The sequence below is a fragment of the Enterobacter cloacae complex sp. 342H5 genome, from assembly GCF_050030905.1.
GTDB lineage: Bacteria > Pseudomonadota > Gammaproteobacteria > Enterobacterales > Enterobacteriaceae > Enterobacter > Enterobacter intestinihominis.
On record NZ_JBLGVB010000001.1, the window covers coordinates 1 to 17,310 of the forward strand.

Annotated in this window: 16 protein-coding genes and 1 other annotated feature (1 of these 17 only partly in view); of the genes, 14 read left to right on the plus strand and 2 right to left on the minus strand. The window is 56.0% G+C overall.

What is annotated here, in order from left to right:
• The 6 genes from dnaA to ACQG03_RS00030 all read left to right on the plus strand — a co-directional run.
• A partial coding sequence (gene dnaA, locus ACQG03_RS00005; protein ID WP_223831758.1) for a chromosomal replication initiator protein DnaA occupies window positions 1-1,395 on the plus strand: 1,395 nt, incomplete at its 5' end.
• Between the two features lie 4 nt (window positions 1,396-1,399).
• Window positions 1,400-2,500: a DNA polymerase III subunit beta gene (dnaN, locus tag ACQG03_RS00010; protein WP_003861122.1), complete on the plus strand. Its 1,101-nt coding sequence runs from the start codon at window positions 1,400-1,402 to the stop codon at window positions 2,498-2,500.
• A complete protein-coding gene (recF, locus tag ACQG03_RS00015) occupies window positions 2,500-3,573 on the plus strand; it encodes a DNA replication/repair protein RecF (RefSeq protein WP_022646527.1) in 1,074 nt (357 codons plus the stop codon). Before dnaN ends, recF begins: the two co-directional genes overlap by 1 nt.
• 28 nt (window positions 3,574-3,601) lie before the next feature.
• Window positions 3,602-6,013 (plus strand): DNA topoisomerase (ATP-hydrolyzing) subunit B, encoded by a 2,412-nt coding sequence (gene gyrB / locus ACQG03_RS00020; RefSeq protein ID WP_023305131.1) that lies wholly within the window; start codon window positions 3,602-3,604, stop codon window positions 6,011-6,013.
• A 229-nt stretch (window positions 6,014-6,242) separates the two neighbouring features.
• Window positions 6,243-6,947 (plus strand): hypothetical protein, encoded by a 705-nt coding sequence (locus ACQG03_RS00025; protein WP_022646529.1) that lies wholly within the window; start codon window positions 6,243-6,245, stop codon window positions 6,945-6,947.
• 2 nt (window positions 6,948-6,949) lie between these two features.
• Window positions 6,950-7,351 (plus strand): hypothetical protein, encoded by a 402-nt coding sequence (locus ACQG03_RS00030; RefSeq protein ID WP_038414975.1) that lies wholly within the window; start codon window positions 6,950-6,952, stop codon window positions 7,349-7,351.
• A 9-nt stretch (window positions 7,352-7,360) separates the two neighbouring features.
• Here the strand turns inward: ACQG03_RS00030 and ACQG03_RS00035 are convergent, their stop codons facing one another.
• On the minus strand, window positions 7,361-8,296 hold the full coding sequence (locus tag ACQG03_RS00035; RefSeq protein ID WP_063163367.1) for a LysR family transcriptional regulator: 936 nt from the start codon (window positions 8,294-8,296) through the stop codon (window positions 7,361-7,363).
• Between the two features lie 110 nt (window positions 8,297-8,406).
• Between ACQG03_RS00035 and ACQG03_RS00040 the strand changes: the two genes are divergently transcribed.
• The 8 genes from ACQG03_RS00040 (at window position 8,407) to ACQG03_RS00075 (ending at window position 16,694) form a co-directional block, all read left to right on the plus strand.
• Window positions 8,407-9,432: a zinc-dependent alcohol dehydrogenase family protein gene (locus ACQG03_RS00040; RefSeq protein WP_063163366.1), complete on the plus strand. Its 1,026-nt coding sequence runs from the start codon at window positions 8,407-8,409 to the stop codon at window positions 9,430-9,432.
• Between the two features lie 113 nt (window positions 9,433-9,545).
• The gene (gene yidA / locus ACQG03_RS00045) at window positions 9,546-10,358 is read left to right on the plus strand and encodes a sugar-phosphatase (protein WP_023305134.1); all 813 of its coding nucleotides are present in this window, start codon (window positions 9,546-9,548) and stop codon (window positions 10,356-10,358) included.
• Between the two features lie 226 nt (window positions 10,359-10,584).
• Window positions 10,585-11,274 carry a D-galactonate utilization transcriptional regulator DgoR gene (gene dgoR / locus ACQG03_RS00050; protein ID WP_003861109.1) on the plus strand — a complete coding sequence of 230 codons (690 nt, stop codon included), beginning with the start codon at window positions 10,585-10,587 and terminating at the stop codon, window positions 11,272-11,274.
• Complete coding sequence (locus tag ACQG03_RS00055; RefSeq protein ID WP_023298955.1) at window positions 11,271-12,149, plus strand: 2-dehydro-3-deoxygalactonokinase; 879 nt, start codon at window positions 11,271-11,273, stop codon at window positions 12,147-12,149. Before dgoR ends, ACQG03_RS00055 begins: the two co-directional genes overlap by 4 nt.
• The gene (locus ACQG03_RS00060; RefSeq protein ID WP_063150660.1) at window positions 12,133-12,750 is read left to right on the plus strand and encodes a 2-dehydro-3-deoxy-6-phosphogalactonate aldolase; all 618 of its coding nucleotides are present in this window, start codon (window positions 12,133-12,135) and stop codon (window positions 12,748-12,750) included. The genes ACQG03_RS00055 and ACQG03_RS00060 overlap by 17 nt, the downstream gene beginning before the upstream one ends.
• A complete protein-coding gene (dgoD, locus tag ACQG03_RS00065) occupies window positions 12,747-13,895 on the plus strand; it encodes a galactonate dehydratase (RefSeq protein WP_003861103.1) in 1,149 nt (382 codons plus the stop codon). Before ACQG03_RS00060 ends, dgoD begins: the two co-directional genes overlap by 4 nt.
• Before the next feature lie 180 nt (window positions 13,896-14,075).
• Window positions 14,076-15,413 (plus strand): MFS transporter, encoded by a 1,338-nt coding sequence (locus tag ACQG03_RS00070; RefSeq protein WP_161177384.1) that lies wholly within the window; start codon window positions 14,076-14,078, stop codon window positions 15,411-15,413.
• Window positions 15,414-15,464: 51 nt separating this feature from the next.
• Window positions 15,465-16,694, plus strand: coding sequence for a DUF3748 domain-containing protein (locus ACQG03_RS00075; protein WP_074148373.1), 1,230 nt, complete (start codon window positions 15,465-15,467; stop codon window positions 16,692-16,694).
• Here the strand turns inward: ACQG03_RS00075 and ACQG03_RS00080 are convergent.
• A complete protein-coding gene (locus ACQG03_RS00080) occupies window positions 16,691-17,023 on the minus strand; it encodes a YceK/YidQ family lipoprotein (protein ID WP_063163364.1) in 333 nt (110 codons plus the stop codon). The two genes, ACQG03_RS00075 and ACQG03_RS00080, sit on opposite strands and share 4 nt — an antisense overlap.
• 247 nt (window positions 17,024-17,270) lie before the next feature.
• Window positions 17,271-17,310: a sequence feature (ROSE (Repression Of Heat Shock gene Expression) occurs in the 5'-region of heat shock genes and acts as an RNA thermometer to modulate expression.), on the plus strand; it runs 35 nt beyond the window's last position.

Consider the following 17,310-nt stretch of genomic DNA (forward strand, 5'->3'; position numbering starts at 1 on the left):
GTGTCACTTTCGCTTTGGCAGCAGTGTCTTGCCCGATTGCAGGATGAGTTACCAGCCACAGAATTCAGTATGTGGATCCGCCCATTGCAGGCGGAACTGAGCGATAACACGCTGGCTTTGTACGCGCCAAACCGTTTCGTGCTCGATTGGGTAAGGGATAAATACCTTAATAACATCAATGGACTGCTGAACGATTTCTGCGGGTCAGATGCCCCACAGCTGCGTTTTGAAGTGGGCACAAAGCCGGTCACCCAAACCGTTCGTGAAGTTGTCAATGTGGCAGCCCCTGCACAGGCGGCGCCCGCTCCAGCGCCTCGCGTTGCACCGGCTCGTCAGGGCTGGGATAACGTTCCAGCCCCCGCTGAGCCTACCTACCGCTCTAATGTTAACGTGAAACACACGTTCGATAACTTCGTTGAAGGTAAGTCGAACCAGTTGGCGCGCGCGGCGGCCCGCCAGGTTGCCGATAATCCCGGTGGTGCTTACAACCCGCTGTTCCTTTATGGCGGCACGGGTCTCGGTAAAACGCACCTGCTGCATGCGGTGGGCAACGGCATTATGGCGCGTAAGCCCAATGCCAAAGTAGTGTATATGCACTCTGAACGCTTCGTTCAGGACATGGTAAAAGCCCTGCAAAACAATGCGATCGAAGAGTTTAAACGCTACTACCGTTCCGTTGATGCGCTGCTGATCGATGACATCCAGTTCTTTGCCAATAAAGAACGATCGCAGGAAGAGTTTTTCCACACCTTTAACGCCCTGCTGGAAGGCAATCAGCAGATCATATTGACCTCGGATCGTTATCCAAAAGAGATCAACGGCGTTGAAGATCGTCTCAAATCCCGCTTCGGCTGGGGCCTGACCGTGGCGATCGAGCCGCCGGAGCTGGAAACCCGCGTCGCGATCCTGATGAAAAAAGCCGACGAGAACGACATTCGCCTGCCGGGTGAAGTGGCGTTCTTTATTGCCAAGCGCCTGCGTTCCAACGTTCGTGAGCTGGAAGGGGCACTGAACCGCGTTATCGCCAACGCCAATTTTACCGGTCGTGCGATCACCATCGATTTTGTGCGTGAAGCGCTGCGCGATTTGTTGGCATTGCAGGAAAAACTGGTCACCATCGACAATATTCAGAAGACGGTGGCTGAGTACTACAAGATCAAAGTGGCAGATTTACTGTCTAAACGTCGTTCCCGCTCGGTGGCGCGTCCGCGTCAGATGGCGATGGCGCTGGCAAAAGAGCTCACCAACCACAGCCTGCCGGAAATCGGTGATGCGTTTGGTGGACGTGACCATACGACCGTGCTGCACGCCTGTCGCAAGATTGAGCAGTTACGCGAAGAAAGCCACGACATAAAAGAAGATTTTTCCAATTTAATCAGAACATTATCATCGTGACGCTATGAAATTTACCGTTGAACGTGAACATTTATTAAAACCGCTGCAACAGGTGAGTGGCCCATTAGGCGGCCGCCCTACGCTGCCTATTCTTGGAAACCTGCTGCTTCAGGTCGCTGACGGTACGCTGTCGCTGACCGGCACAGATCTGGAAATGGAAATGATCGCGCGCGTTACGCTGACTCAGCCGCACGACGCGGGCGCGACCACGGTTCCGGCACGTAAATTCTTTGATATTTGCCGTGGGCTGCCGGAAGGCGCTGAAATCGCCGTGCAGCTGGAGGGCGACCGCATGCTGGTGCGCTCTGGCCGCAGCCGTTTCTCCCTCTCCACGCTGCCCGCTGCGGACTTCCCGAACCTGGATGACTGGCAGAGCGAAGTTGAATTTACCCTGCCGCAGGCGACGATGAAGCGTCTGATTGAAGCCACGCAGTTCTCCATGGCGCATCAGGACGTTCGTTACTACTTAAACGGCATGCTGTTCGAAACCGAAGGTGAAGAGCTGCGTACCGTGGCTACAGACGGTCACCGTCTGGCGGTTTGTTCCATGCCGATTGGCGATTCACTGCCAAACCATTCGGTGATCGTACCGCGTAAAGGCGTAATTGAACTGATGCGTATGCTCGACGGCGGCGACACCCCGCTGCGCGTGCAGATCGGTAGCAACAATATTCGTGCCCACGTGGGCGATTTTGTCTTCACATCGAAGCTGGTAGACGGACGTTTCCCGGATTATCGCCGCGTGTTGCCGAAGAACCCGGACAAAACGCTGGAGGCGGGTTGCGACATCCTCAAGCAGGCGTTCGCGCGCGCCGCTATTCTCTCCAACGAGAAATTCCGCGGCGTACGTCTGTACGTGAGTGAAAACCAGATCAAAATCACCGCCAACAACCCGGAGCAGGAAGAGGCAGAAGAGATTCTGGACGTCACCTACGCCGGGGCTGAGATGGAAATCGGCTTCAACGTCAGCTATGTGCTGGATGTGCTGAATGCACTGAAATGCGAGAACGTTCGCATCCTGCTGACTGACTCCGTTTCGAGCGTACAGATTGAAGATGCCGCATCACAGTCGGCTGCTTATGTTGTTATGCCAATGAGACTGTAATGTCGCTCACCCGTCTGTTGATCCGCGACTTTCGCAACATCGAGAGCGCGGATCTCGCTTTATCCCCTGGCTTTAATTTCCTGGTTGGCGCGAACGGCAGCGGCAAAACCAGCGTGCTGGAAGCCATCTATACGCTCGGTCATGGCCGGGCGTTTCGCAGTTTGCAGATTGGTCGCGTGATTCGCCACGAGCAGGATGCGTTTGTGCTGCATGGGCGCTTGCAGGGCGCCGAGCGGGAAACCGCCATCGGCCTGACCAAAGACAAGCAGGGCGACAGCAAGGTGCGCATCGACGGCACCGACGGCCACAAGGTGGCGGAGCTGGCACTGCTGATGCCGATGCAGCTGATTACGCCGGAGGGGTTTACTTTACTCAACGGCGGCCCCAAATACAGAAGAGCGTTCCTCGACTGGGGATGCTTTCACAATGAAGCCGGTTTCTTTAACGCCTGGAGCAATCTGAAGCGTCTGCTTAAACAGCGTAACGCCGCATTGCGCCAGGTCACGCGCTACGCCCAGCTGCGTCCGTGGGACATGGAATTAATTCCTCTTGCGGAACAAATCAGCCGCTGGCGTGCCGAATACAGCGCAGGTATCGCCGAAGACATGGCCGACACCTGCAAACAGTTTTTACCCGAGTTCTCTCTCACCTTCTCTTTCCAGCGTGGCTGGGAAAAAGAGACGGATTATGCCGAGGTGTTAGAGAGAAGCTTCGAGCGCGATCGCATGTTGACCTACACCGCGCACGGCCCGCACAAGGCGGATTTCCGCATTCGTGCCGACGGTGCGCCGGTGGAAGACACGCTGTCGCGCGGGCAGCTGAAGCTCCTGATGTGCGCGCTGCGCCTGGCGCAGGGGGAATTCCTCACCCGCGAAAGTGGGCGACGCTGCCTGTACCTGATAGATGATTTTGCCTCGGAACTTGACGACGCGCGGCGCGGGCTACTTGCCAGCCGCTTAAAAGCCACGCAGTCGCAGGTTTTCGTCAGCGCCATTAGCGCTGAACACGTTATGGACATGTCGGACGAAAATTCGAAGATGTTTACCGTGGAAAAGGGTAAAATAACGGATTAACCCAAGTTGAAATGAGCGAGAAACGTTGATGTCGAATTCTTATGACTCCTCCAGTATCAAAGTCCTGAAAGGACTGGATGCGGTGCGTAAGCGCCCGGGTATGTATATCGGCGACACGGATGACGGCACCGGTCTGCACCACATGGTATTCGAGGTGGTAGATAACGCTATCGACGAAGCGCTCGCGGGTCACTGTAAAGACATCGTGGTCACGATCCATGCGGACAACTCCGTGTCCGTTACCGATGATGGTCGTGGCATCCCAACCGGTATTCACCCGGAAGAGGGCGTATCTGCTGCGGAAGTTATCATGACCGTTCTGCACGCAGGCGGTAAGTTCGATGATAACTCCTATAAAGTTTCCGGCGGTCTGCACGGCGTAGGCGTATCCGTGGTAAACGCCCTGTCGCAGAAGCTGGAGCTGGTTATCCAGCGCGAAGGCAAAATTCACCGCCAGATTTACACCCATGGTGTGCCGCAGGCACCGCTGGCCGTTACCGGTGATACCGACAAAACCGGTACCATGGTGCGTTTCTGGCCGAGCCTTGAAACCTTCACCAACGTCACCGAATTCGAGTACGAGATCCTGGCGAAACGCCTGCGTGAACTGTCGTTCCTGAACTCCGGCGTGTCGATTCGACTGCGCGACAAACGCGACAACAAAGAAGACCACTTCCACTACGAAGGCGGTATCAAGGCGTTCGTTGAGTATCTGAACAAGAACAAAACGCCAATTCACCCGAATATCTTCTACTTCTCTACTGAAAAAGACGGTATCGGCGTGGAAGTGGCACTGCAGTGGAACGATGGTTTCCAGGAAAACATCTACTGCTTTACCAACAACATTCCACAGCGCGACGGCGGTACTCACCTTGCGGGCTTCCGCGCGGCGATGACCCGTACCCTGAACGCCTACATGGACAAAGAAGGCTACAGCAAAAAAGCGAAAGTCAGCGCCACCGGTGACGATGCCCGTGAAGGCCTGATTGCCGTGGTCTCCGTGAAGGTGCCGGATCCGAAATTCTCCTCACAGACCAAAGACAAGCTGGTCTCTTCTGAGGTGAAATCGGCGGTTGAACAGCAGATGAACGAACTGCTGAGCGAATACCTGCTGGAAAACCCGTCCGACGCGAAAATCGTGGTGGGTAAAATTATCGATGCGGCGCGTGCCCGTGAAGCGGCGCGTAAAGCCCGTGAAATGACCCGTCGTAAAGGCGCGCTGGACCTGGCAGGCCTGCCGGGCAAACTGGCTGACTGCCAGGAACGCGATCCGGCGCTGTCTGAACTATACCTCGTGGAAGGGGACTCCGCGGGCGGTTCTGCGAAGCAGGGCCGTAACCGCAAGAACCAGGCGATTCTGCCGCTGAAGGGTAAAATCCTTAACGTTGAGAAAGCGCGCTTCGACAAGATGCTCTCTTCTCAGGAAGTGGCGACGCTCATCACCGCGCTCGGCTGCGGCATCGGTCGCGACGAGTACAACCCGGACAAACTGCGCTATCACAGCATCATCATCATGACCGATGCGGACGTCGACGGCTCGCACATTCGTACGCTGCTGTTGACCTTCTTCTATCGTCAGATGCCGGAAATCGTTGAGCGCGGCCACGTCTACATTGCCCAGCCGCCGCTGTATAAAGTGAAGAAAGGCAAGCAGGAACAGTACATTAAAGATGACGAGGCGATGGATCAGTACCAAATCGCGATCGCCCTTGATGGTGCGACCCTGCACGCAAACTCCAGCGCGCCAGCGCTGGCCGGTGAACCGCTGGAGCGTCTGGTCTCCGAGTTCAACGCCACGCAGAAAATGATTGGCCGTATGGAGCGTCGCTATCCGAAAGCGCTGCTGAAAGAGCTGATTTATCAGCCGACCCTGACCGAAGCCGATCTGAGCAACGAGCAGACCGTCACCCGCTGGGTGAACACCCTGGTGAGCGAGCTGAACGAGAAAGAGCAGCACGGCAGCCAGTGGAAGTTTGACGTTCAGCAGAACGCTGAGCAGCAGTTCGAGCCGATTGTTCGCGTGCGTACCCACGGCGTCGATACCGACTACCCGCTGGAGCACGAGTTTGTTACTGGTCCGGAATACCGCCGTATCTGCACCCTCGGCGAGAAGCTGCGTGGTCTGATCGAAGACGACGCGTTTATCGAACGTGGCGAGCGTCGTCAGCCGGTAGCCAGCTTCGAACAGGCGCTGGAGTGGCTGGTGAAAGAGTCCCGTCGTGGCCTCTCTATTCAGCGTTATAAAGGCCTGGGCGAAATGAACCCGGACCAGCTGTGGGAAACCACCATGGATCCGGAAAGCCGTCGCATGCTGCGCGTCACCGTTAAAGACGCAATCGCAGCGGATCAGCTGTTCACTACCCTGATGGGTGACGCGGTTGAACCACGTCGCGCCTTCATCGAAGAGAACGCCCTGAAAGCGGCGAATATCGATATTTAACGGTTGTTTTTGTGGGGCTCATTCCAAATGATGTCTCATAAAGAATGCAGTCGGCTAATAACAAAAAAGAGAGTGACATGATGTCACTCTCTTTTTTTTACTTATATTTGAATATCAATAAAACGAAGTCGATCTCATTGATGTGATCCTCGCCCAGGAGTATATACCCCGATAAAGAGTATGGTGGTCTGTTAAAGTTGAAATCGGTACGGAAAAAGGATTAAACCGTATGAGCAGCAGGAGCGATATTATCGGGGCCGATGAATGGCAGGTAACGACCCGCAGCGGCCTCGTCTACAGTGAGGTCCTCGGTTGGATCGACCTGGGGCATGCCAGGGGCGAAGATATTTCCCTGCTTCTGGCTGATTTCAGCAGCGGCGAAGCCAGTGGCAGACCTTATTACACGATTGCATACAATCAGAGAATGAATATCGGGAAAGGACTGGCCGGAACGGGTAAGTTTGTTCGCTGGGAAATAAAACGTGGGCGCTCGATGTCAGAAATTAACAGCATTGCCCTGGCTATGATGATGGATACCGCGAGAAATTTTGAAAATTACCAGTCCCGCGCTTTTTTCAGTTGGTACACCGATAGCGGGTTCAGCGGAGAAGACCTGGTGTCGGATCTGCTCGGTTTTTACAGGGCGCTGATTCCTTCGGATTACCGGGCTCAGTTGCGGCCTGTCAGTCGTGAAAGCGCACTACGCCGCTGGGATCATTACGGACCGATCGGTAATTTCAAGAACCGGGGTTTTCTTCCATTGATTTTTCCCGACCCTGATGACCTTAATATCCGGCATGAACCCTATAAAGGCCCGCTTCCCCGCTTTATGAGGTGGGTAACGCCGTTTGATAACTTCAGTTCAGACATTGTTCGTATTCTTAACGATAACGGCACATATCATTCCTTCTTTACCCACTCAGGACGACGTTGAGCATGAAAAAGTTAGCCATATTCTCAGGGCTGGCCATTGTGATTGTCACGGTCATATACCTCCTTTTGCCGTATGAGCCTGAGATGACATACCGTGAATCAGATAGGGTTCGCTATCATCTTTACACCCCAGAATCGATTAAGCAGGCACCACGCCTTTCAACGGATTATACCTTCAGTCACTCTGCTGCAAATGGACAGCCGGACACCGCTGGGGTGTGCTTTAGCGGGGTATCTGATACCGCTGCACTTAAACAATATCTTGTTTTGCGTGGCTATTCCTTTGCGAGAAAAGCCCCGGCCGGGGAGCTGTGGACGTCAGAACGTAGTCAGGATGTGTACTTCACTGTTATAAGCAGAGTTTCGCCTGGTAAGCAGGTTTGCCTGTATGAATCAGATCGTTAATCTGCGCTTTTAGCGCGGCTTTTTTATGGGCGCAGGCATATCCAGCGACATCACGGACGGTAAACGGCTCGCCAGCGTATCTATCGCTATTCTTACCCTCAGCGGCAGATGCGGCGTCTGCTGCCAGACTGCATGAACGTCGAAGCGCACGTCCGGTGCCTGCTTTAAAAGCGGGATGAGTTTTCCCTGATGTATTTCTCTGCGGGCCATCCAGCAGGGCAACCACGCAAGGCCGTGTCCGGCCAGCGCAGCGTCGCAGATTGCCTGTAAATCATCCATATTGAGCGATGAGCGGGGAGTAAAGGTGTGCGATCTCCCTTCGCTATCCATTAGCTGCCAGGGCAGCACTCTGCCTGATCGCAGATAGTTAATGGCAGTGTGGTGGGGTAAATCAGCAACGTTTTCTGGATGGCCGTTCTTCATCAGGTAATCCGGGGCGGCACACAGCACCATGCGATGCTCGCCCAGCCTTCTGGCGACCAGCAGGCTGCTGTCCTGCAGCGTGCCGTTACGTACCGCCATATCAAAGCCTTCCTCTACCAGATCCACCACGCGGTCGCTGAATGACATTTCAAGCTCAAGCCCAGGATGTTCCTGCGTCAGTTCTATCAGCAGTGGCGCGACGCACTGGCGACCAAACAGAACCGGCATGGCGACGCGCAGGCGGCCGCTGACCTGCTGCTTCCCTGTTTCAAGCAGCGACTCCGCGCCCCGAATCTCCTCCAGCGCGCGAAAGCAGCGTTCATAAAACAGAGCGCCGTTGTCGGTCAGCCTCTGGCTGCGGGTGGTACGCTGGAAAAGACGAACCCCCAGCCGCTCTTCAAGACGAGCAATGCTTTTTCCTACCGCCGAGCGCGACAAATGCAGACGGACGGCGGCCTGCGCAAAACTTCCCGCCTCAACGGCGGCCACAAATACAGGTATATCCTTCAGCGTATCGGTCATGGATTGTATCTACTGCGTCATCAATTATGGGAAAATTTATCGCCACTGGCGACCAGGCGTCAACGGTAGACTGTCAGTCCTAAAGCTTATTTGATGGCAGGAGAGAAAAAATGACAGAAACAATGCAGCGCTGGTCAATGAACGCCCTTGGGCGCGAGAGCCTTCAGCTTGTTCAGGTGCCTGTGCCACAGCCCGGCCCGGGTGAGATCCGCGTGCGGGTGAGTGCCGTTGCGCTCAACTACCGGGATAAAATGGTGATTGAAGGCACGATGCCGATTCCGCTTTCCTTCCCGTTTACCCCAGCATCTGACATGGCAGGCGTGGTGGACAGCGTTGGCGACGGCGTTACGCGTTTCAAACCCGGCGCACGCGTCATCTCAACCTTCTTCCCGGAATGGATCGACGGCAAGCCGCAGGCAGACGCGCGCGATTTGCCCTATAAAACGTCCGGCGGATACTTCCAGGGTATGCTGGCCGAGTATGTGATTGTGAAGGAAAACGCGCTGGTGGCGTCCCCGGAAAGCCTGGATGACGCTGAGGCCAGCACGCTTCCTTGCGCGGGGCTTACCGCATGGTTCGCGCTGGTGGAGCGCGGCCATTTACGCGCCGGGCAATCGGTGCTGGTACAAGGCACGGGCGGTGTGGCGCTATTCGCTTTGCAGATAGCAAAAGCGCACGGCGCAGAAGTTATTGTTACGTCGGGGAGTGATGAAAAACTGGCTCTGGCCAAAAAGCTGGGAGCCAGCCAGGGCATCAACCGACTGAAAGGCGACTGGGCTGAAAATACGCTGGCACTGACGCAGGATCGCGGCATCGACCATATTATCGAAACCGTGGGTGGGGAGAACCTGAGACATTCCCTTCGCGCGGTAGCCGTTCACGGGCGTATCTCCGTTATTGGCGTGCTGGCCGGAACGGACATTTCCCTGCCTGCTGGCGAGCTGCTGCTGAAATCCCCCGTCATTCAGGGGATTGGGGTTGGACACCGCCGGGCGCTGGAAGATTTCGTCCGTGCTGTTGATGTCACGGAGTTAAAACCGGTGATTGAACATCGCTACCGTTTTGACGAACTGGAACAGGCGCTTGAGCATCTGGATCGCGGTGCGTTTGGCAAAATCGTTCTCACCCGCCAGTGAGTTCTTGTTCCCGGGATAAATATAAAAGGGGCTTTTTGTTACGCAAGGTAGCTCTATTTTTGTGTGCTTAATCGCGTTAGCATGAAATAGCACTCATTTATCCCGGGGACCTCATGGCTATCAAACTCATTGCAATCGATATGGACGGCACGCTGCTGCTGCCAGACCACACTATCTCTCCTGCCGTTAAAAATGCGATCGCCGCCGCACGTGAAAAAGGCGTGAACGTGGTGCTCACCACCGGACGCCCGTATGCCGGGGTGCACAGCTACCTGAAAGAGCTGCACATGAATCAGCCTGGCGATTACTGCATCACCTATAACGGCGCACTGGTGCAAAAGGCAGCCGATGGCAGCACGGTGGCGCAAACTGCACTGAGCTATGATGACTACCGTTTCCTGGAAAAGCTCTCCCGCGAAGTGGGCTCTCACTTCCACGCGCTCGATCGCAATACGCTTTACACCGCCAACCGCGATATCAGCTACTACACGGTGCACGAGTCCTACGTTGCAACCATTCCACTGGTGTTCTGCGAAGCGGAAAACATGGACCCGGCAACCCAGTTCCTGAAAGTGATGATGATTGATGAACCTGCGGTTCTCGACAAAGCCATCTCACGCATTCCGGCTGAGGTAAAAGAGAAATACACCGTGCTGAAAAGTGCGCCGTACTTCCTCGAAATCCTCGATAAACGCGTCAATAAAGGCACGGGTGTCAAATCGCTTGCCGATGCGCTGGGCATTAAGCCTGAGGAGATTATGGCGCTGGGCGACCAGGAAAACGATATTGCGATGATCGAATATGCAGGCATGGGCGTGGCGATGGATAACGCGATCCCGTCGGTGAAAGAAGTGGCGAACTTCGTCACCAAATCTAATCTGGAAGACGGCGTGGCTTATGCGATTGAGAAATTTGTCCTGTCCTAACAGCTGTCTGTAATCATCAGCCTCGGTTATCAACCGGGGCTTTTTTTGGCGCTGAATTTATCGAATTGTTCTTTTTGTGATCTGGATTGTAGTACAACATTAACTGATTGTACTACATTGTCACCACAGCAAAGGCGAAAGGACTCACGTTTGTACTGCAAAAGTGAGGCGAAATTCAGCGGTCGCGGTAAAGTAGTGATGGACTTACAGAGCACAAGGACTCTCCATGACACTCAATAAAACCGATCGCATTGTCATCACGCTGGGCACTCAGATTGTGGGTGGCAAATACGTTCCCGGTTCGCCGCTGCCAGCAGAGGCGGAACTGTGCGAGGAGTTTGAAACCTCGCGCAACATCATCCGGGAAGTGTTCCGCTCGCTGATGGCGAAGCGGCTGATTGAAATGAAGCGCTATCGCGGCGCGTTTGTTGCGCCGCGTAACCAGTGGAACTACCTCGATACCGATGTTCTGCAATGGGTACTGGAAAACGACTACGACCCACGGCTTATCGGCGCGATGAGCGAAGTCCGAAATCTGGTGGAACCGGCCATCGCCCGCTGGGCGGCAGAGCGCGCAACGTCAGGTGACCTGGCACAGATTGAGTCGGCGTTAAACGACATGATCGCCAATAACCAGAATCGGGAGGCGTTCAACGAGGCGGACATTCGCTACCACGAGGCGGTACTGCAGTCGGTGCATAACCCGGTGTTACAGCAGCTTAGCGTGGCGATCAGCTCGCTACAGCGAGCAGTTTTTGAACGTACCTGGATGGGCGATGAGGCCAACATGCCGAAAACGCTTCAGGAACATAAAGCGCTGTTCGATGCGATACGGCATCAGGACGGCGATGCGGCAGAGCAGGCGGCGCTGACCATGATCGCCAGCTCGACACGAAGGTTGAAGGAAATCACATGACATCACGCTACATCGCAATTGACTGGGGATCGACCAATCTGCGCGCCTGGCTCTACCAGGGGGAGCAGTGTCTGGAAAGCAGGCAATCAGAAGCAGGTGTGACGCGCCTGAACGGTAAATCCCCCGAAGCGGTGTTAGCAGAGGTGACACAAAACTGGCGCGACGGTACTACGCCAGTGGTGATGGCCGGAATGGTCGGCAGTAACGTGGGCTGGAAGGTTGCGCCTTACCTGTCGGTTCCGGTGCATTTCACCGCCGTTGGCGAGCAGTTAACGTCCGTTGGCGACAATGTCTGGATTATTCCCGGTTTATGCGTCTCTCGCGACGATAACCATAACGTGATGCGCGGCGAAGAGACGCAGCTGCTCGGGGCGCGCACCCTTTCTCCTTCTTCTGTCTACGTCATGCCCGGGACGCACTGCAAATGGGTCCAGGCGGATGCTGAGCAAATTCATGATTTCCGCACGGTGATGACCGGCGAACTGCACCACTTGCTGCTTAAGCATTCGCTGGTGGGGGCCGGTTTGCCGGAGCAAACCCCTTCGCCGGAAGCGTTTGCCGCCGGGCTTGAGCGCGGGATCGCATCCCCTGCCGTTTTGCCGCAACTTTTTGAGGTTCGCGCCTCGCACGTGCTGGGAAATCTTCCGCGCGAGCAGGTCAGCGAATTTCTGTCCGGCCTGCTGATTGGCGCAGAAGTCGCCGCCCTGAGCGACGGGTTCGCCGGGCAGCAGGCCATCACGCTCGTCGCGGGTTCATCGCTGACGTCTCGTTACCGCCAGGCGTTCCACGCTATCGGACGGGATGTTGCTGCGGTGGAAGGCGACACGGCATTTCAGGCAGGCATAAGGAGCATCGCTCATGCAGTGGCAAACTGATCTTCCCCTGATCGCGATTTTGCGCGGTATCACGCCCGGTGAGGCCTTAGCGCACGTTGGCGCGGTGATCGACGCCGGGTTCGACGCGGTGGAAATCCCGCTCAACTCCCCGGAATGGGAAAAAAGCATTCCGGCAGTTGTTAAGGCGTTCGGTGATAAGGCGCTGATTGGTGCTGGTACCGTATTACAGCCGGAGCAGGTGGATGAACTGGCGAAGATGGGCTGCAAGCTTATCGTCACACCGAATATCAACCCCGAGGTGATCCGCCGGGCGGTGGATTACGGCATGACCGTATGCCCGGGTTGCGCCACGGCCACAGAAGCCTTTGCCGCCCTCGATGCGGGCGCACAGTCTCTCAAAATTTTCCCGTCGTCGGCCTTTGGCCCGGATTACATCAAAGCGCTGAAAGCGGTCTTACCCGCCAGCGTGCCGGTCTTTGCCGTGGGCGGCGTCACGCCGGAAAACCTGGTGCAGTGGATAAAAGCGGGTTGTGCGGGCGCGGGGCTGGGCAGCGATCTCTATCGTGCCGGACAGCCCGTTGAGCGTACCGCACAGCAGGCGGCAGCATTTGTGAAAGCGTATCGAGAGGCAGTGCAATGAAAATAACCAAACTTACCACGTACCGTTTACCCCCGCGTTGGATGTTCCTGAAAATCGAAACCGACGAAGGCGTGGTTGGCTGGGGCGAGCCGGTGATTGAAGGCCGTGCGCGTACGGTTGAAGCCGCGGTTCACGAGCTGGGTGAATACCTGATTGGCCAGGATCCGGCGCGCATCAACGACCTGTGGCAGGTCATGTACCGGGCGGGATTTTACCGTGGCGGTCCGATCCTGATGAGCGCCATCGCCGGTATCGATCAGGCGCTGTGGGATATCAAAGGCAAAGTGCTGAATGCCCCGGTCTGGCAATTAATGGGCGGCCTGGTGCGAGACAAAATCAAAGCCTACAGCTGGGTGGGCGGTGACCGCCCTGCGGAAGTGATCGACGGTATCCGGCAGCTGCGCAACATCGGTTTTGACACCTTCAAACTCAACGGCTGCGAAGAGATGGGCGTTATCGACAACTCGCGCGCGGTAGACCGGGCGGTGAACACCGTGGCGCAAATCCGCGAGGCTTTCGGCAACGAGATTGAGTTTGGCCTGGATTTCCACGGCCGCGTCAGCGCGCCAATGGCCAAAGTGCTGATTAAAGAGCTGGAGCCGTATCGCCCGCTGTTTATTGAAGAGCCTGTTCTGGCCGAGCAGGCGGAATACTATCCAAAACTGGCTGAACAGACGCACATTCCCATCGCGGCGGGGGAGCGTATGTTCTCGCGCTTCGAGTTTAAGCGCGTGCTAGAAGCGGGCGGCATTGCGATCCTGCAACCGGACCTCTCCCACGCGGGTGGCATCACCGAATGCTACAAAATTGCCGGCATGGCAGAAGCCTACGATGTGGCGCTGGCACCGCACTGTCCGCTTGGGCCGATTGCGCTGGCAGCCTGTCTGCATGTGGACTTCGTCTCCCGTAATGCAGTGTTCCAGGAACAAAGCATGGGCATTCACTATAACAAGGGCGCGGAGCTGCTCGACTTTGTGAAAAACAAGGAAGATTTCAGCATGGAAGGCGGTTTCTTTAAACCTTTAACGAAGCCGGGCCTTGGCGTGGAGATCGACGAAGCCAAAGTCATTGAGCTGAGTAAAAGTGCGCCGGACTGGCGTAACCCACTGTGGCGTCATGAAGACGGTTCCGTAGCCGAGTGGTAAATGCGCGTCATACTTCGCGCTGGTGATGCGTTGGCTGCGTTTTCTTACCCCGGTCACATACTTTTGTATGCTCCCGGGGATGCGAAAACTTGCCGCCTTCCCCCAGCACGAATTATTTAGCGCATTCCGTTTACGTTTTTAATTAAAAAAACCAAATACACCCTCTGTAAATTACAGGGCATGGTGAGCGGCTTCGCTATGCCCAAAATCTGGAGACAGATTGCGATGGATATTCCAGTTACTGCTACAAAAACCGGGCGTCGCCGCTACCTGACGCTAATTATGATTTTTATTACCGTGGTCATTTGCTATGTAGACCGCGCCAACCTCGCCGTGGCATCGGCCCATATTCAGGAAGAGTTTGGCATCACCAAAGCGGAAATGGGCTACGTCTTCTCGGCGTTTGCCTGGCTGTATACGCTCTGCCAGATCCCCGGCGGCTGGTTCCTTGACCGCGTGGGGTCACGTCTGACCTACTTTATCGCTATTTTGGGCTGGTCCGTGGCGACCCTGTTCCAGGGCTTCGCCACCGGGCTGATGTCGCTGATAGGCCTGCGCGCCATCACCGGGGTGTTTGAAGCGCCCGCGTTCCCGACCAACAACCGCATGGTGACCAGCTGGTTCCCTGAACACGAACGTGCTTCCGCTGTTGGTTTTTACACCTCCGGGCAGTTTGTTGGTCTGGCGTTTCTGACGCCGCTGTTAATCTGGATCCAGGAGCTGCTGAGCTGGCACTGGGTGTTCATCGTCACCGGCGGGATCGGCATTATCTGGTCGTTAATCTGGTTCAAGGTCTATCAGCCGCCGCGTCTGACCAAAAGCATCACCAAAGCCGAACTGGACTACATCCGCGACGGCGGCGGTCTGGTGGACGGCGATGCGCCAGTGAAAAAAGAGGCGCGCCAGCCGCTGACCAGAGCGGACTGGAAGCTGGTCTTCCACCGTAAGCTGGTGGGCGTATATCTGGGCCAGTTCGCGGTGACCTCCACGCTGTGGTTCTTCCTCACCTGGTTCCCGAACTATCTGACCCAGGAAAAAGGGATAACCGCGCTGAAGGCGGGCTTTATGACCACCGTACCCTTCCTTGCGGCGTTTTTCGGCGTCCTGCTCTCGGGCTGGCTGGCGGATAAGCTGGTGAAAAAAGGCTTCTCACTGGGCGTTGCGCGTAAAACGCCGATTATCTGCGGACTGCTGATCTCTACCTGCATCATGGGAGCGAACTACACCAACGATCCAGTGTGGATCATGACCCTGATGGCGGTAGCGTTCTTCGGGAACGGTTTTGCCTCCATCACCTGGTCGCTGGTGTCGTCCCTGGCACCGATGCGGCTGATTGGCCTGACCGGTGGCGTGTTTAACTTCGTTGGCGGCCTGGGCGGGATCACCGTGCCGCTGGTCATCGGTTACCTGGCGCAGGACTACGGCTTTGGTCCGGCGCTGGTGTATATCTCTGCCGTGGCGCTGATCGGCGCGCTCTCCTACATCCTGCTGGTAGGTGACGTGAAACGAGTAGGCTAATCCCTTCGGATGTTTTACCCTGATGCGATAACCGCGCATCAGGGTATTTTCATGAAACAAATCACCTTCGCTTCCCGCAACCACCAGCTCACCAACATCAACATCTGGACGCCAGACAGCCAGTGGCTTGTCTATGATGTCCGCCCGTCCGGCGCGTCGTTTACCGGTAAAACCATTGAGCGGGTCAATGTCATTACGGGCGAGGTTGAGGCGATCTACCGTGCGACTGAAGGCGCGCATGTTGGCGTGGTAACCGTTCATCCGGCGCAGGAGAAATATGTTTTTATCCACGGCCCGAAAAACCCGGATGCAGACTGGCAGTATGATTTTCACCATCGTCAGGGGGTGATTGCGCACAATGGTCAGGTGAGCAATCTTGATGCGATGGATATCACCGCGCCTTACACGGCAGGTGCGCTGCGTGGCGGCAGCCACGTTCACGTTTTTAGCCCGAACGGGCAGTTCGTCAGCTTTACCTACAACGACCATGTACTGCACGCGCGCGATCCGCAGCTGGATTTGCGTAACGTCGGGGTGGCGGCGCCTTTTGGTCCGGTAAACCCACAGGGGAACCATCCGCGGGAATATGCCGGAACCTTCTGGAGCGTACTGGTAAGCCGGACAACGCCGAACCCGCAACCGGGCAGCGATGAGATTAACCGCGCCTATGAAGAGGGCTGGGTGGGCAACGACAGGCTGGCGTTTATCGGCGATACGGTGTCTGCGAAAGGCGAGAAAGTGCCCGAACTGTTTATTGTGGACCTTCCCAAGGACGAGCAGGGCTGGAAACGGGCGGGCGATGCGCCGTTGCAGGGGACGCCGGATACAATGCCCGCGCCGCCTGCGGGCGTCATGCAACGCCGCCTTACCTTCACCCATCAGAAGGCGTATCCGGGGCTGGTGAACGTGCCGCGCCACTGGGTGCGCAGCAATCCACAGGGGACGCAGATTGCGTTTTTAATGCGGGACGATAACGGCATTGTGCAGCTGTGGCTTATCTCCCCTGAAGGCGGTGAGCCGCGTCAGTTGACCCACGCTGAGAGTGATATTCAGTCGGCCTTTAACTGGCATCCTTCCGGCAACGGGCTGGGATTTGTGCTTGCAGGCCGCATTGCCTGCTGCGATGCGCAGACCGGAGAGGTGACGTTTTTGACGTCCGATCATGGCAACCCGCCGTCTGCTGACGCTGTGGTGTTTTCCCCGGACGGACGTTTTGTTGCGTGGATGGAAGAGAAGGACGGTTTCCGCCAGCTGTGGCTAACGGAAACCGCACAGAATTAGCGCGGGGTCATCTCTGCGGGCGGGATGACGGAGTTAGTCGCCAGCGTCTCCTGCTCGCTTTTCTCAACGCGCGAACGCACTGAGCTGTCGGTGCGGAACATATCCCACGGCAGCAGAAGCGTATCGGCAATCGCCGTAAACGGCATATCAAGAATCGCCAGAGATTTGGTACCCCAGTTTGTCTCATCATCAGAGATCATGGCGGCACTGGCGCGCGTCCCCGGATATGTTCCTTCTTTACCGCCGGTGTGCGACATCACGCTCGAACACCCGCAAAGTAAAACAACCCCGCTGAACGTCGCCAGCTTAATCAGAACATTTCTCATCATCACTCAGTCATCATTAGTAGCACGGCATTGACCTGCAACTCAGGGTTATAGCGAGGCGCGTCCAAAATGGATAGCTCAAAACTCCCGCACTGTGGTCGCCATCGCAATTTAACCCTTTGTGCTGTGCCCCTGAGTCTATGCGACAACCAGCAAAGTGCAAAAAAATCTCACATCAACAGGCTTGAAAAGGCCGTATCCAGACCCATTTTAAGAATGTAACCCGATAACGGACACGCCTGATGGGTGTTCGGGGAAGCAGAAGCCTGTCCATGGTGGAAGGCTACATT

Bases quoted from the DNA above. Each gene is read 5' to 3' on its own strand.
- dnaN (WP_003861122.1), top strand. From the start codon at position 1,400: ATGAAATTTACCGTTGAACGTGAACATTTATTAAAACCGCTGCAACAG.
- recF (WP_022646527.1), top strand. From the start codon at position 2,500: ATGTCGCTCACCCGTCTGTTGATCCGCGACTTTCGCAACATCGAGAGC.
- gyrB (WP_023305131.1), top strand. From the start codon at position 3,602: ATGTCGAATTCTTATGACTCCTCCAGTATCAAAGTCCTGAAAGGACTG.
- ACQG03_RS00025 (WP_022646529.1), top strand. From the start codon at position 6,243: ATGAGCAGCAGGAGCGATATTATCGGGGCCGATGAATGGCAGGTAACG.
- ACQG03_RS00030 (WP_038414975.1), top strand. From the start codon at position 6,950: ATGAAAAAGTTAGCCATATTCTCAGGGCTGGCCATTGTGATTGTCACG.
- ACQG03_RS00035 (WP_063163367.1), bottom strand. From the start codon at position 8,296: ATGACCGATACGCTGAAGGATATACCTGTATTTGTGGCCGCCGTTGAG.
- ACQG03_RS00040 (WP_063163366.1), top strand. From the start codon at position 8,407: ATGACAGAAACAATGCAGCGCTGGTCAATGAACGCCCTTGGGCGCGAG.
- yidA (WP_023305134.1), top strand. From the start codon at position 9,546: ATGGCTATCAAACTCATTGCAATCGATATGGACGGCACGCTGCTGCTG.
- dgoR (WP_003861109.1), top strand. From the start codon at position 10,585: ATGACACTCAATAAAACCGATCGCATTGTCATCACGCTGGGCACTCAG.
- ACQG03_RS00055 (WP_023298955.1), top strand. From the start codon at position 11,271: ATGACATCACGCTACATCGCAATTGACTGGGGATCGACCAATCTGCGC.
- ACQG03_RS00060 (WP_063150660.1), top strand. From the start codon at position 12,133: ATGCAGTGGCAAACTGATCTTCCCCTGATCGCGATTTTGCGCGGTATC.
- dgoD (WP_003861103.1), top strand. From the start codon at position 12,747: ATGAAAATAACCAAACTTACCACGTACCGTTTACCCCCGCGTTGGATG.
- ACQG03_RS00070 (WP_161177384.1), top strand. From the start codon at position 14,076: ATGGTGAGCGGCTTCGCTATGCCCAAAATCTGGAGACAGATTGCGATG.
- ACQG03_RS00075 (WP_074148373.1), top strand. From the start codon at position 15,465: ATGAAACAAATCACCTTCGCTTCCCGCAACCACCAGCTCACCAACATC.
- ACQG03_RS00080 (WP_063163364.1), bottom strand. From the start codon at position 17,023: ATGATGAGAAATGTTCTGATTAAGCTGGCGACGTTCAGCGGGGTTGTT.